This window comes from Telluribacter roseus (assembly GCF_017355915.2).
Classification (GTDB): domain Bacteria; phylum Bacteroidota; class Bacteroidia; order Cytophagales; family Spirosomataceae; genus Telluribacter.
In genome coordinates, this window is record NZ_JAFEUV020000001.1 from 525,417 (window position 1) to 539,136 (window position 13,720).

Below are 13,720 nucleotides of genomic sequence, written 5' to 3' on the forward strand. Positions count from 1 at the left end.
TTTGTATGATGGAAAGGCCCTAAATTACTTATAAAAATGGAATAGACGAATGGATTTGCCTGAGAGGGGCCACTCTCCGGGGTAACAGAAGCTACCTTGATTCTTTCTGACCTGCTCTAAACAGTAGGCTCGTGGTGAACCTCCTTTTAGTAAGTAGATACATGTTCAAGACCCGATTCCCATGAAGCCTTCAACACTGCTGCTGCTGTTCCTCTTTTTTGTCTCTGTTTCTCCCCTCGCTTTGGCTCAAAAAAAGTGGCAGGACCTTACTACCGTGGAGGATATATGTACCTATATGCCGGGAACTATGAAAAAGATGCTGGACCAGTTTGATCTGGATAGGCCGGGCATGGAAAAGGTGAAGCAGGCCCATGCAAAAGGGGATCTGGTGCAAGCCTGCAAAGAGCTACTGGCCTATTACCGGAACGGAAATACCGCTTCTTACCTTCGCAAAACCCAGCCAGGTACCTCCACCAAGACCATAGCGGACGCGGATACGGTTCTGAACTATGTATTCTACGTCCAGAATGTACGGGGGCAAGTACCCCTCCTGGCCGACGGGCACCGCGACTGGCACTACCAGGGGCCCAACAATGACAAGGAGTGGGCCTGGTTATCCAACCGGCATACACAACTAGGGGAAGTATACAACGCGTATATGGAAACCGGTAACCCGAAGTACGCTCAGTACATGGATGGGTTCCTGCGGGACTTCATTATCAAAAGCATGCCTTACCCTGCAGCCAAAAGCAGTACTCCGGTATGGCGCGGGCTGGAAGTAGCCGCCCGGGTAAAGACGTGGTCACGGATATTCTATGGCATGATCAATAGTCCCTATTTCTCCCCGGCTACGCAGCTGTTGGTCCTGAGCAGCATGCCCGATCATGCCCATTACAACCGGTACTTCCACGCCGGTAACAACTGGCTGACGATGGAAATATCGGCCCTGGCTACGGCCGCCACCAACTTTCCGGAATACAAACAGGCGGACGAATGGCTCACCTACGCCATCGCCACCATGACCGAAAGCATGAAAGGGCAGGTGTATCCCGATGGCATCCAGACCGAACTCACCTCGCACTACCACAACGTGTCGCTGGCTAATTTCGAATTGTTCAAAGAGATCTGTGACCGGGCCAATCGCCCCCTGCCTGACTTCTTCAACCAGACCATCGTAAGCATGTACGACTACATCGCCCGGGCGGTACGTCCCGACGGATACCGGATCCTGAACAACGACGGCGACCGGGGCAGCGACCGCGAATTGCTCCTGAAGGCGGCCCAAAAATACAACAAGCCCGAGTGGGCCTACCTGGCTTCTAACGGACAAAGCGGTACCAAACCGGCGCAGGGACCGTCGTACTTTTTCCCGTGGGCCGGTCAGCTGGTGTCCCGGTCTGGGTACGAAGCCCAGGCGCACTGGTCGTATTTTGACATCGGTCCCTGGGGGAGTGGTCACCAGCACAACGACAAGCTGCATCTGTCGGTTTCTGCCTATGGGCGTGACTTGCTGGTTGATGCCGGACGATTTGCCTATACCGGCGAGGTAGCCCAAAAATTCCGTCCCTATGCCACCGGCAGTGCCGGGCATAATCTGGTATTGATCGATGGCAACGGGCAAAATCCCGGTCCCAAACTGGCCGATGCTCCGCTGGATAGGAGCCATTTCAAAATCACCCCCGACTATGACTACGCCACCAACCGCTTTGCCAGTTTCAAAAATGTAGAAGGTACCGCCAGCCACACGCGGGCGCTGCTGTATGTACGGGGAGAGTTCTGGGTAGTAGTAGACCGTATTAGCACCGACCGCCCCCGTACCATCGAAACTCTCTGGCACTGGCACCCTGACTGCCTCGTAACCCAGGACGGTACTATCGTAAAGACCACCAATCCCAAAGGAAACCTGGCGGTAATTCCAGTGAGTAATCAGACAATGGATATTCGGTTTGTAAAAGGGCAGGAGCAGCCGGAGATTCAGGGCTGGTACAGCCCCGAGTACAATGTGTATATGCCTAATACCGCCACCATCTACCGGGCCAGCATCCCCCGCGACCAGACTATTGTGTGGCTGCTCATGCCCTCCGAAGGTGTCACGCCCACGGTGCAGGCCAAAGTACTTTCTGAAAATGAAAGAGAAGTGCAGGTAGAGGTAACGACAAAGGGCAAGACCCGGAAACTGGTGGTACCGTATGCGGAGAGTGGGGGCGTATCGGTTGGGAAGTGATGGATATCGGGGGGCTATGCCCGCGTTAAAAACGCAAGGGGTTGCAACCCCAATTGCAAATTGGGGTTAGCGGGTGTTGTAAGACAAGTTCTACATAGGATTAAAATAAAATCCACACAGATTATATAAATTTAAAGCTCGCAACTGATTATTGAACTATGAATTTTTTAGTATTTAGATACTTTTCGATATTTTTTAATATATTTCTAAGGTAAAGTACTGTTTCCTTTTTCATTATACGTAGATCACTTATTGTATAGTTTCTTCCGCACTCAGCGAATGATACTACACCATGAGCTAAATTATTACGTTGAGTCTTAACTAGATGTAACTTGTTGCCATTATTGGCATTCTTATGTACTTTATTTGAAAATCCATACTTTATAGAAAATTCTCTAATCTTTCTTCCATCGATATTTCCAGATATTGTTCTAGTATGATCAAATCTAATTTCAATTATTTCTTCTGCTAAGTTGTTAATTGTAGAGAATATATTATCTGTTCCCTTATTTTTAAAGTTGTCGTATTTCTCTATAATCCATATCTTCTTTATTTCATCGATTACTTTGTTATACTTCAAGTTATTGGCAGAGATTGAGTCGTAGATTTCTGTTAAAGATTGTTTAATTGAAGACTCTGCTAAGTTATATAAAAGTAAAAATAAATTAGCTTTAAGAACTTTTATAAGTTCTGGGTCGTGTGCGACGATCTTTCTTCTTTTTCTATGAGGGAAATATATTGATGCGCCGCTTTCTTCAATACTTTCTAAGTGGGAAAAGAAAAGCTCGATTTCTGCTACCCTTTTTTCAAAGTCAGTTAATACTGAATTCATTTATTTTTAATTAATTTGTTATACACGAACTCTATTCTTTCCTTGATGGCTGATGGAGCGTTTTGCCCACCTTTTGTTATTAGCTCGTTAAATGTTTTACTATTAATCCAGTCTGTATCAGTGATCTCTAATAGAGGGTTATCTCTTAATGCTAAGTTAACTCCTACGGCTAATGCATCAAACCTAACTCTAGGTGTTTTTTTTGAGTTAGCTGATTTGATGAAGCCGCCTGGAAAATGTTTGTCTACGAACTTTAACATGTTGTCGTATTCTTTGTATAGTATATTTTTGTTAAATGATTTGTTTTTTTCTTCAACGAAATTATTTAAAAATTCATTTACCCCTGATCTTACTTCCTTATAATTTTCAGAATATGCAAAAAATCTAATGATGAGCTCTTGTGGTTCTCCACGTTTTTCTAAATTTTCTGTAAAGCGTGTATTTCTTATAAATAGGGGATGTTTAGAGCAATCATTGTACACAAAGTCCATAAACTTTCCACCAAATATTCCTTTTCTTTTTTCCATATCTTTTAGAAGTGCACTTCCTGTATTTATTCTTTCAAACATAAGGAATCTAACATCTTCATCACTTTTGTCTGACAGGGCTATCATTCTAATTGTTGAATTTAAGAATTTTCTTTGACGTGACTTAATCAAATCTTTGTACTTAAACCCATTTAAGCTAACCAAGATGTCAAGGTTTCTTAAAGTCAATTCATTTGAGTTAAACGCTACCAACGTTCTAAGTCTCTGTGATCCGTCTACAATTTCAAGCCGTCCCTCTGTGTCAGCTGAAAAAATATAAGGTATTGGGAGGCCAAGCAAAACAGATTCTATGAATTTTGACTGTCTATCTACATCCCAAACGAAGTTTCTTTGATAAGTTGGGATAAATATATCATTGTCATCGGATTCCTTTCCTGTTAAGTATTTTGATATTAGAAGTTCAATAGTGAACTCTTTTATGTCAAAATCAACTATTCTTTGTTTTTCAACGATTTGCTCTTCAGCTTTTTGGTAAATATCCATACCTTATCAATCGATTTATATTTATTTACAAAATTTTATTTATGCTAATATAAATATTTTACTTTACTATTATGCCTTGTTCTACTTTGGTAACCGAGAATTTTAGTTCAAAGCTATTCCTCTCTCAATACTCTTGATATTATTCAATGAATACTTACTCCAACTTCTTCGCCGCCGCCCACTGGCGGTACTTCTGGGGTGATAGCTGCATGATTTCCTTGAACTGCCGGTTGAAGTAGGAGAGGCTGTTGAAGCCGGCTTCGAAGCAGGCTTCGGTGACGGTGTAGTTGGGCTTCTGCAGGAGCTTGCAGGCATAGGCGATGCGGATCTCGTTGAGGTAGCGGGTGAAGTGTTTGAGGGTGCGACTCTTGAAGTACCTGCAGAAGGCCGTTTCGCTCATGTTGGCAATGGCGGCTACATCGGCAATAGTGATGCGCTCGGTAAAGTGCCGGTACACGTACTGGTTGATCTGCCACATACGCTCCTCGTCGCGGCCGTGGTCAAAGTAGTAACCCTGGTGGGTGAGGTAGTCGTAGTCGACCGTTTCGGATAGGGTCAGGAGTACATGCAGGATACCCATCAGCTTGCGGCTGTCGGGCTGGCCGGGCATCTCATTGAGTACATCGGTTACCTTTTTGCTGGCACTCTTCCCAAACCGGATTCCCCGCCGGGCCCGCTCAAAAAGTTGCTTCATGCCCTGCAGTTCCGGGCTGTTGATAAAAGCCTCCCCCAAAAAACAGTCGGTAAACTGGATGATCAACCCGAACGGCCTGGCAGTAGGGTACTGCTGCGTATACTCGCTATGGGGTTGCAGTACGTGCGGAAAGTTAGCACCCAGCAGCACTACCTCCCCCTCATCAAACTCCCTGAATCCATCCCCCATGACGCCACTGACTTTCCCCTCGATGAAGTAGATCAGTTCCAGCTCCGGGTGGTAGTGCCAGCGCGTGGTCAGGTCAAAGGGCTCCCATTTGAATATAAAAGAACGATTCGCTTGCGGGTTGATCAGGCGGTAAGATGGCGATGCCATTGGTATACGTTGGTAATATTATGACGTGAACGTTCTCAAAAGCTCTACTCCTTGCTAAAATACTTCAACTATCAGTAAGAAAACGGGTAGCGTCTGAACCAGCAGGAGTGGATATTTGCATAAAAATAGATAGAATATTTTGGATTTAGGGCTTAGTACATATTCCTTTCCGTGGGCGGTAGGAATACCCGGTTCGGTGCCGGAGCGTCCGATTACGCCGGTGGAGCTGGTACACCAGACGGTCAAACACGGGCTGCATCATCTGCAGTTTGGTGACAACCTTCCCCTGCACCAGCTTTCGGATTCCAGCCTTGAGGAGTTGATCAGGACGGCGGCCCAGTCCGGTGTACATCTGGAAGTGGGTACGCGTCGGCTGACGAAGGAGCACATCGCGCTGTACCTGGGCTTGGCCGTGCGCTGCGGATCACCTTTTCTGCGGGTGGTCATTGATGACAACTGCTTCAAACCGGGCAAAGAAGAGGTCATCCAGATCATCCATTCCTTACTGCCTGACCTACAGGCGGCCGGGGTAGTACTGGCCATCGAAAACCACGACCGTTTCCCGGTGCGGGAGATCGAGGAGATCATACTGGCCACGAGTACCCAATGGGTAGGCGTATGCCTGGATACGGCCAACTCGCTGGGAGCCGGCGAAGGTGTGCGGGAGGTCGTGGAGGTGCTGGCCCCCTATACCGTCAATCTGCACATCAAAGACATCACGATCCGTCGGGTCAGCCACAAAATGGGCTTTGAAGTAGATGGCTGCCCCGCCGGTAAAGGCATACTACCCATTCCCTGGATCATCGAACAGCTAAGCCAGTACGGCCGTTGCCGGACCGCTACGCTCGAGCTATGGTCGCACCCCGAAAGTACACTGTACGGTACCCTGGCCAAGGAAGCCAGCTGGGTTGAAGAAAGCATCGCGTACCTGCAGTACATAATGAGACAGGCAGGCCGGTAGTAGCAGAGTGTCACAATTTGAAATTAACATTTAGAAACAGCTAACACCTAATAGCTAACAACTAACAACTAAATATGAGCAAGATAAAAGTAGCCCTGATAGGAGCCGGAGGCAAAATGGGATGCCGGCTGGTAGATAACTTTCTGAAGTACGACCAGTACCAGGTAGACTGCGTGGAGATAGGAGAGCGTGGAATACAGAACCTGGCCCAGCGGGGCGTACTGACTACAGGGGCGGAGGTAACGGTACCCGAGGCCGACGTGGTGATCCTGGCCGTACCCGACGTGACCATCGGACAGATATCACAGGAAATCATCCCCCAGATGAAAGCCAACGCGCTGGTAATGACGCTGGACCCGGCGGCTCCGCTGGATGGTGTCATCGCGCACCGCGAGGACCTGGGCTACGTGATCGCGCACCCCTGTCACCCGTCTATCTTTAACTGGGAGCCTACCGAAGAAGCCTTCCGTGACTTTTATGGCGGTATCTCGGCCAAGCAGTCCATCGTAGTAGCCCTCATGCACGGCAGCGAAGAGCACTACCAACTGGGCGAGAAGGTATCGCAGGATATGTACGCGCCCATCAAGGACACGCACCGCATCACGCTGGAGCAGATGGCGATCCTGGAGCCGGCGATGGTAGAGACCCTGGCGCAGACCTGCATGGAGGTAGTGAAGGAAGGCTACGATCGCATAGTAGCCTTGGGGGTACCCGAGGCGGCCGCCCGTGACTTTGTACTGGGTCACCTGCGCATCCAGATCGCGGTACTCTTCAAGGAAGTAAACGGTACCTTCTCCGACGCAGCCTACAAGATCAGCAAGCGCGCCAAGCCGCTGCTGTTCCGCGATGGGTGGCAGAAGATATTCGAAATGGACGATATTAAGGAGCAGGTGCGGGATATTACGAATAAGTAGTTTTCGTATGCAGATCCAGCAGTGTACGAAGAATTTATTTGTGTCAAATAGGCTATCTGCCTATAAATAGTCAATGGCCCCATAGGGGCTGTACTTTAGTAGAAGTAATGCCATTATATCTATAATAGCTCCGTAGGAGCGGCACATTTACTCTTGCGTGCACTATTGATGCAGATTTTCGGATTTAGAAAATACCCTTTGCATATCTCCACGTTTTTCAATCCTAATAGAAAGTAGTTATATCCGAATTTTTATAATATGAAAAACCTTTCTCTAATCGCACTGCTCTGTCTGGTAAGTCTGGTTGCGCAGGCCCAGCTGAAAGTGAGTGATAACAAACGGTACCTAGTTACGCAGGACGGCAAGCCTTTCTTCTGGCTGGGTGATACCGCCTGGGAGCTGTTTCACCGCCTCAACCGGGAGGAGGCTGACCGCTACCTGAAAAACCGGGTCGATAAAGGATTCACCGTAATTCAGGCGGTGGCCCTGGCCGAACTGGACGGTCTGCACTCGCCCAACCCCTACGGCGAGGTACCCCTCGAAAACGACGATCCCACCAAACCTCGCGAAGCGTACTTCCAGCACGTGGATTATATCGTAGACAAAGCGGCTTCACTGGGCCTTTACATCGCCCTGCTCCCTACCTGGGGTGACAAGCTGAACAAAAGTTCATGGGGAACGGGCCCTGAAATATTTACTACCAGCAATGCCAAGGCCTTTGGCAAGTGGATGGGCAATCGCTATAAGAACCGGAAGAACATCATCTGGATCATGGGCGGTGACCGCAATCCCCGCGACAACAGCAACGATGTGGAGGTATGGCGGGCCATGGCGGCTGGCGTGGCCGAAGGAGTGGGTAGCCAAAATGCCGCGCTGATGTCGTACCACCCCCAGCCGAACAGTCTGGAAGATGCGGGCTCCGCTAAGTGGTTCCATAATGACGCCTGGCTGGACTTCAATATGTTCCAGACCGGTCACTGCCGCGAAAACAACGTGTGGGACCGGGTGCAGGTCGCTTACAACAAGACGCCCGTCAAGCCCGTGCTGGATGGCGAAACGCTCTACGAAGACCATCCGGTTTGCTTCAATGCCAAAGACCTAGGTACCTCCAGTGCCTACGACATCCGCAAGCACGCCTACCTGGATCTTTTTGCCGGGGCTTTCGGACATACCTACGGTGCCCATCCTGTGTGGCAGATGTACGGTCCCGGCCGCCAGCCCGTCAATGGTCCGCACTTCTACTGGTACGATGCGCTGGACCTTCCGGGAGCAGCTCAGATGACCTACGTGCGTCGCCTGATGGAGTCGCGACCCATGCTGGATCGCGTACCTGACCAGAGCCTGATTACCAACGCCCGCGAAGCCCACGACCGCATCCAGGCTACCCGCGGCAAAGACTACATCTTTGTGTACACGACGCAGGGAAAAGACTTTACGGTAAACATGGGCAAGATATCGGGCCAGAACCTGAAAGCTACCTGGTATAACCCCAAGAACGGCGAAACCAAGGAGGGAGAACAGGTGGAGAACAAGGGCCAAAAGAAATTTACTCCTCCCAGCAACGGCTACGGCCACGACTGGGTGCTGGTACTGGACGATGCTTCAAAAAACTATCCTAAACTCTGACCTTACTGATCAGGGGCAGGCGGTAAACCCGATGGGTAAACCGCTTGCCCCTCCATCTTTTATCCTCACAAGACTAGTTAAAATAGGTTGACTGATTTGCTCTAATGAAGAAACTGCGCTTCGCGGTAATCGGAACCGGCTTCTGGGCCAACTACCAGATCCCTGCCTGGCAGGAGCTGGAAGGCGTAGAGCTGGTGGCTGTATACAACCGCACCCGTTCCAAAGCCGAGACCATAGCCAAACGCTTTGGGGTACCCCGGGTGTACGACGATATCAATGAACTCCTGCAGCACGAGGAGCTGGATTTCGTAGACATCATCACGGACGTAGATACCCATTCGGTATTTGTGAAGCTGGCCGCGGAGCGGGGACTGGATGTGATCTGCCAAAAGCCGATGGCCTCGTCGCTGGCTCAGGCCCAGGCGATGGTGGATGTGTGTCAACAGGCGGGAGTGAAGTTTTTTATTCACGAAAATTTCCGCTGGCAGGCACCCATCCGGGCCGTAAAGAAGGCGCTGGACTCTGGCGTGATCGGCGAGCCTTTCAAGGCTCGCGTTACCTTCTGCTCGGGCTTTCCGGTATTTGACAACCAGCCCTTCCTGGCCGAGCTGGAGCAGTTTATCCTGACGGACATCGGCTCGCACGTACTAGATGTGTGCCGCTTTCTGTTTGGCGAAGCCCGGAGCCTGTACTGCCTGGCCCGTCGGGTCAACCCAAAGATCAAAGGAGAGGACGTAGCCAATGTACTGATGGAGATGGAGAGTGGGCTGCACTGCTACGCCGAAATGTCCTACGCCTCCATTCTGGAAAAAGAAGCCTTCCCCCAGACGCTGGTACTGGTAGAAGGAGAGAAGGGCTCCATCTGGCTGACCAACGATTTTGAATTGAAAATAACAACACGCGAAGGTACTACCTCCGAGTTCATCAAACCGGACCTGTACTCCTGGGTGGACCTGGACTATGCCGTGGTACACTCCAGCATCGTAGATTGCAACCGCGATATCCTTAACGGGCTACGCGGTGGTACTTCCGAAATCACCGGCGAAGACAACTTCCGGACTATGCAGCTCGTATGGGGCAGCTACCAGTCCGCGGCGGAGGGTAGAGTACTTACGTTCTAACTTAAAAAATGTAGTTTAACCACAGAGAGGTAAGAGCGGTACGCCACCCGGTTTTTACACAGAGTAAAATGAGTTTTTCTCTGTGCTGGACTCATTTTAATTCTGTTGAAAAATAAAACTTAAAAAACTAATAGCTATCGGCTACGAATGCTCCGGCTGGAAAACATATCGAAAAGCTTTCCCGGCGTCAAGGCGCTGGATGAGGTATCGCTGGAGTTCAGGGCCGGAGAGGTACATGCCGTGTGCGGGGAGAATGGAGCCGGCAAAAGTACCCTGATGAACATCATCACCGGCAACTACCAGCCGGATCAGGGGCGACTGGTATGGAACGGCGAAGAGACTACTATTCCCAACGTACAGCACGCCCAGCGCCTAGGCATCAGTATCGTATACCAGGAACGTAGCCTCGTGGATTCGCTGAGCGTAGCCGAAAATATTTACCCCATCAACAAGCCCCGGTACCGCTGGGGCATTATTAACTACTCCGCCCTTTACCAGAATACCCAGCAGCTCCTTGACCAGCTGCAGCTTACTGAGTTCTCCCCCCGCACGCCCGTATCTCTGCTTTCGTCGGCGCAGAAGCAGATGGTAGAAATAGCCAAGGCTTTGGCAACCGGGCCCAAACTCCTGATCCTGGATGAACCTACGGCCTCCATCACCGAGCGCGAAACCAGGCTGCTCTTTGACATTATTCACCTGCTTAAAGAAGAGGGCGTAGCCATTATCTACATCTCCCACCGCATGGCCGAAATCAAGGAGATAGCCGACCGGGTGTCAGTCCTGAAAGACGGCAGATTCCAGGGAACCGTAGAAGCAAAGGATACTTCTATCGATACTATTATCCGGATGATGGTTGGACGCGATATGATCCACAAGGCTTACGCCTCTGACGTCGGTGAAGAGGTGGTACTGTCGGTACAAAACCTGTCGGGGCGGGGCTTCCGGAATGTTAGCTTTCAGCTCCACAAAGGAGAAATACTGGGCTTCGCTGGTCTGATGGGAGCGGGCCGAACTGAAGTAGCCAAGGCTGTATTCGGAGCTAATCCAGTCACGGAAGGAGAAGTAGTGGTACAGAAAGAGGCGGTACAGATCAATCACCCATCCCAGGCCATCGGGCTGGGCATTGCCTACGTACCCGAGGACCGCAAGCAGTCGGGGCTTTTTCTGGATAAAACCATCGCTGAAAATATCGCCTCGGCCCGCCTGCAGGAGGTGTTTTACGAAGAAGAAACCACGGTAAGCACAGCCCGGCAATTGCAGCAGCAGCTGGGCATACGTACGCCTTCGGTGAAGAACAAGGTCATCAAACTCAGCGGGGGGAATCAGCAAAAGGTAGTACTGGGCAAGTGGCTGAATACCCGGCCCGACATCCTGATCGTAGACGAACCTACGCACGGTGTCGATGTAGGAGCCAAGAGTGAGATCTACGACATCCTCAAAAAAATAACCGCCGAAGGTAAAAGCATCATCGTCATTTCCAGCGAGCTGCCCGAGCTCCTGACCTTGGCGGATCGTATCGCGGTCATGCACGAAGGACGGCTGGTGCGGATACTAAATAAAGACGAAGCCTCCGAAGAACTGATTATTCAAATCGCCTCCGGGCAAACCCCATAACCCGATGGAACAACTGGAACCACGTGTATCTGTCAAGAAAAGTACTGCGGGTACCACCGGTACCGGCCATAGCCTGATGGCCGAGCGCCTGCAGGACCGGGTCTTTACGCTGGGTGTGACGACCCTGCTGCTGTGCATCGGTATGTCAGTTGTATTCCCAGACCAATTCCCAAGGGTCGAAAACCTCTCGCAGCTCCTGCTCAACCTGTCCGTCGATACCATCGTGGCCGTAGGCATGATGGTACTGATGATCGCCGGCATGTTTGACCTGTCGGTGGGTTCGGTGGTGGCCTTTTCGGGTGGCATGGCTGGGTACCTCATGTACTACCACAATACCAATTTTCTGCTGGCGATACTGGCGGGATTGGTGGGGGCCGTGCTGGTGGGGGTGATCAACGGCTGGCTCATTGCTAAGGCCCGCATCAACCCCATGATCCAGACGCTGGCGATGATGGGCATCGTACGCGGCTTTGCCCTGATGCTGAGCGGTGCCGGCATCCAGAACTTCCCCTACGAGTTTATCTACATCGGGCAGTCGAAGCTACTGGGCCTGCAGGCTCCCATCTGGTACATGCTGGCGACGGTGTTACTATTTAGTTTCCTGGTCAACCGCACTACCTTCTTCCGGAAGTACTACTTCATTGGGGGCAACGAAAAAGCCGCCGAACTATCGGGTATCAACGTCCAGAAGATGAAGATATGGGCCTTCGTCATATCCGCCACGCTGGCGGGTATAGCGGGTATACTGCTTGCTTCCCGCTTAGGCGCCGCCCTTTCTACTTCGGGTCGGGGGCTGGAGCTGCGGGTAATTACGGCCGTGATCCTGGGAGGCGCCAGTCTGTCCGGTGGCTACGGAAAGATCTGGGGGGCGTTTCTGGGAGCCCTTTTTATGGCTATTGTCAATAACGCGCTGATCATCGGGCGGGTATCGGGGTACTGGCAGGAGGTGATCCTGGGCGTAATCTTGATTGCGGCCGTGGGAATTGATCAGTGGCTGATCCGGCGTTCGGAGCGGGTGAAGGGGTAGTGGATTGTTGAGTTGCGACGGTTCGCCGCCGCGATTGGAGATTGTCGAATTGTTTTTGCGCTGAGATAACTTTTAGACGGTAGTCCCAGCGGGACCTTACTTTAGTAGTAGCATCCAACGCACCCATTCCTTTGAGCCCCATAGGGGCGGCACTTTAGTAGTAGCAGAAGTAGAATAGACATCCCCATTAGCCCCAGCGGGGCGACACCTTTTGCGTCAGAATATTTGATAGCTATTTTCTTAATATAGATGAAAAATTTATTTGCCATAGCCGCAATCCTAACTACCCTCACCGGCTGTGAACCGCCACCCCGGGCAGGGTCGGTAGCTTCGTCGGATACGCTGGGGGCTGAGAAGTTTATAACGGCCGATGAGGTGATGCCCAACGAGGAGTACGTGATGGTCACGACAGCCATTAACCTGCCCCTGTTCGTCAACCACGACCAGGCGGCGTTTCTGGAATGGGGGAAGAAGATGGGCGTCCGTACTACCATCCTGGGGCCTTCGGAGTGGGATGTACCCGCTCAGATTGCCACCATCGAACAGGTCATTCCTTCCAAACCGGCCGGGCTGCTCATCAACGGTACTGATCCGGGCATTGCCCAGGCCATCAACAAGGCCGTAGAAGCGGGTATCCCTACGGTGGTGTACGATTCGGAGATTTCCAATTCCCGGCGACACTCCTTCATCGGCAGCAACTGGTACGAGATGGGGCGTCTGCAGGGGGAACGCATGGCGAAGCTCATTGGTGGTAAAGGCAAGGTAGCCGTGATGGGTATACTGGGCATGGAAAACATGGAAGCCGGTTTTAAGGGGTTTCAGGATGCCATTGCCAAGTACCCCGGTATCATATTCCTGGGTAAGTACGACGACAAGGCCAATGTAGAGACCGCCGCCAAGATAGCCGCTGACATCATCGCAGCAAATCCGGACCTGGCGGGCATGGGCGGCTTCGACTCCAACTCCGGGCCGGGCATGGCGCTGGCGGTGAAGGAGGCTAACAAAGTAGGAGCCATCAAACTCACCACCGTAGACGCCGAACCAGAGCACCTGCGGCTGGTGAAGGAAGGCGTCATCGACTACCTGGTGGGGCAGAAGCGCGAGCTATTCACCTACCTGGGGGCTCAGATGCTCTTCGACATGCGTCACAAAACGGTACAGCTCTCGGCCAATGACTCCCGGGCGGGGGTAGTACCCATTCCTTCTACCGTGACCACCGGCTCCATCGAGATTGACAAAAACAACGTCGATATATTCCTGCTAACCCAACAACAGTAGGTCTTTATTTCTTGTTGATTCTTAGAAATCCTTACTTAGGCACCCGTGGCACGGTTCAGTAC

The 13,720-nt window shown here is 51.1% G+C and carries 11 protein-coding genes; 8 read left to right on the forward strand and 3 right to left on the reverse strand.

All coding sequences use genetic code 11. The features are described from left to right. Nucleotides 1–181: 181 nt before the first annotated feature. Complete coding sequence (locus JTN23_RS02195) at nt 182–2,224, forward strand: alginate lyase family protein (RefSeq protein ID WP_247232051.1); 2,043 nt, start codon at nt 182–184, stop codon at nt 2,222–2,224. 148 nt (nt 2,225–2,372) lie between these two features. Here the strand turns inward: JTN23_RS02195 and JTN23_RS02200 are convergent, their stop codons facing one another. The 3 genes from JTN23_RS02200 to JTN23_RS02210 all read right to left on the reverse strand — a co-directional run bounded on the left by JTN23_RS02200 (nt 2,373) and on the right by JTN23_RS02210 (nt 5,117). Next, on the reverse strand, nt 2,373–3,056 hold the full coding sequence (locus JTN23_RS02200; protein WP_247232053.1) for an MAE_28990/MAE_18760 family HEPN-like nuclease: 684 nt from the start codon (nt 3,054–3,056) through the stop codon (nt 2,373–2,375). Beyond that, nucleotides 3,053–4,087: a DUF262 domain-containing protein gene (locus JTN23_RS02205; protein WP_247232054.1), complete on the reverse strand. Its 1,035-nt coding sequence runs from the start codon at nt 4,085–4,087 to the stop codon at nt 3,053–3,055. Before JTN23_RS02205 ends, JTN23_RS02200 begins: the two co-directional genes overlap by 4 nt. Nucleotides 4,088–4,241: 154 nt before the next feature. Next, on the reverse strand, nt 4,242–5,117 hold the full coding sequence (locus tag JTN23_RS02210) for an AraC family transcriptional regulator (protein ID WP_247232055.1): 876 nt from the start codon (nt 5,115–5,117) through the stop codon (nt 4,242–4,244). A gap of 139 nt (nt 5,118–5,256) precedes the next feature. On the opposite strand from JTN23_RS02210, the gene JTN23_RS02215 reads away from it, so the two are divergent. The 7 genes from JTN23_RS02215 (at nt 5,257) to JTN23_RS02245 (ending at nt 13,658) form a co-directional block, all read left to right on the forward strand. Next, nucleotides 5,257–6,078, forward strand: a complete 822-nt coding sequence (locus JTN23_RS02215) for a sugar phosphate isomerase/epimerase family protein (protein WP_247232056.1) — start codon at nt 5,257–5,259, stop codon at nt 6,076–6,078. 74 nt (nt 6,079–6,152) lie between these two features. Next, on the forward strand, nt 6,153–6,992 hold the full coding sequence (locus tag JTN23_RS02220) for a phosphogluconate dehydrogenase C-terminal domain-containing protein (RefSeq protein WP_247232057.1): 840 nt from the start codon (nt 6,153–6,155) through the stop codon (nt 6,990–6,992). Nucleotides 6,993–7,250: 258 nt separating this feature from the next. Beyond that, on the forward strand, nt 7,251–8,618 hold the full coding sequence (locus JTN23_RS02225; RefSeq protein ID WP_247232058.1) for a glycoside hydrolase family 140 protein: 1,368 nt from the start codon (nt 7,251–7,253) through the stop codon (nt 8,616–8,618). Between the two features lie 104 nt (nt 8,619–8,722). Continuing rightward, on the forward strand, nt 8,723–9,739 hold the full coding sequence (locus JTN23_RS02230) for a Gfo/Idh/MocA family protein (protein ID WP_247232059.1): 1,017 nt from the start codon (nt 8,723–8,725) through the stop codon (nt 9,737–9,739). Nucleotides 9,740–9,886: 147 nt separating this feature from the next. Then, nucleotides 9,887–11,353, forward strand: a complete 1,467-nt coding sequence (locus JTN23_RS02235) for a sugar ABC transporter ATP-binding protein (RefSeq protein WP_247232060.1) — start codon at nt 9,887–9,889, stop codon at nt 11,351–11,353. 4 nt (nt 11,354–11,357) lie between these two features. After that, nucleotides 11,358–12,380: an ABC transporter permease gene (locus JTN23_RS02240; protein ID WP_247232062.1), complete on the forward strand. Its 1,023-nt coding sequence runs from the start codon at nt 11,358–11,360 to the stop codon at nt 12,378–12,380. Nucleotides 12,381–12,629: 249 nt separating this feature from the next. Next, nucleotides 12,630–13,658 carry a substrate-binding domain-containing protein gene (locus JTN23_RS02245; RefSeq protein WP_247232063.1) on the forward strand — a complete coding sequence of 343 codons (1,029 nt, stop codon included), beginning with the start codon at nt 12,630–12,632 and terminating at the stop codon, nt 13,656–13,658. Nucleotides 13,659–13,720 lie beyond the last annotated feature (62 nt).

What these genes read in the sequence shown, in the direction of transcription:
- JTN23_RS02195 (WP_247232051.1), top strand. Translation starts at nt 182, where the DNA reads ATGAAGCCTTCAACACTGCTGCTGCTGTTCCTCTTTTTTGTCTCTGTT.
- JTN23_RS02200 (WP_247232053.1), bottom strand. Translation starts at nt 3,056, where the DNA reads ATGAATTCAGTATTAACTGACTTTGAAAAAAGGGTAGCAGAAATCGAG.
- JTN23_RS02205 (WP_247232054.1), bottom strand. Translation starts at nt 4,087, where the DNA reads ATGGATATTTACCAAAAAGCTGAAGAGCAAATCGTTGAAAAACAAAGA.
- JTN23_RS02210 (WP_247232055.1), bottom strand. Translation starts at nt 5,117, where the DNA reads ATGGCATCGCCATCTTACCGCCTGATCAACCCGCAAGCGAATCGTTCT.
- JTN23_RS02220 (WP_247232057.1), top strand. Translation starts at nt 6,153, where the DNA reads ATGAGCAAGATAAAAGTAGCCCTGATAGGAGCCGGAGGCAAAATGGGA.
- JTN23_RS02225 (WP_247232058.1), top strand. Translation starts at nt 7,251, where the DNA reads ATGAAAAACCTTTCTCTAATCGCACTGCTCTGTCTGGTAAGTCTGGTT.
- JTN23_RS02230 (WP_247232059.1), top strand. Translation starts at nt 8,723, where the DNA reads ATGAAGAAACTGCGCTTCGCGGTAATCGGAACCGGCTTCTGGGCCAAC.
- JTN23_RS02235 (WP_247232060.1), top strand. Translation starts at nt 9,887, where the DNA reads ATGCTCCGGCTGGAAAACATATCGAAAAGCTTTCCCGGCGTCAAGGCG.
- JTN23_RS02240 (WP_247232062.1), top strand. Translation starts at nt 11,358, where the DNA reads ATGGAACAACTGGAACCACGTGTATCTGTCAAGAAAAGTACTGCGGGT.
- JTN23_RS02245 (WP_247232063.1), top strand. Translation starts at nt 12,630, where the DNA reads ATGAAAAATTTATTTGCCATAGCCGCAATCCTAACTACCCTCACCGGC.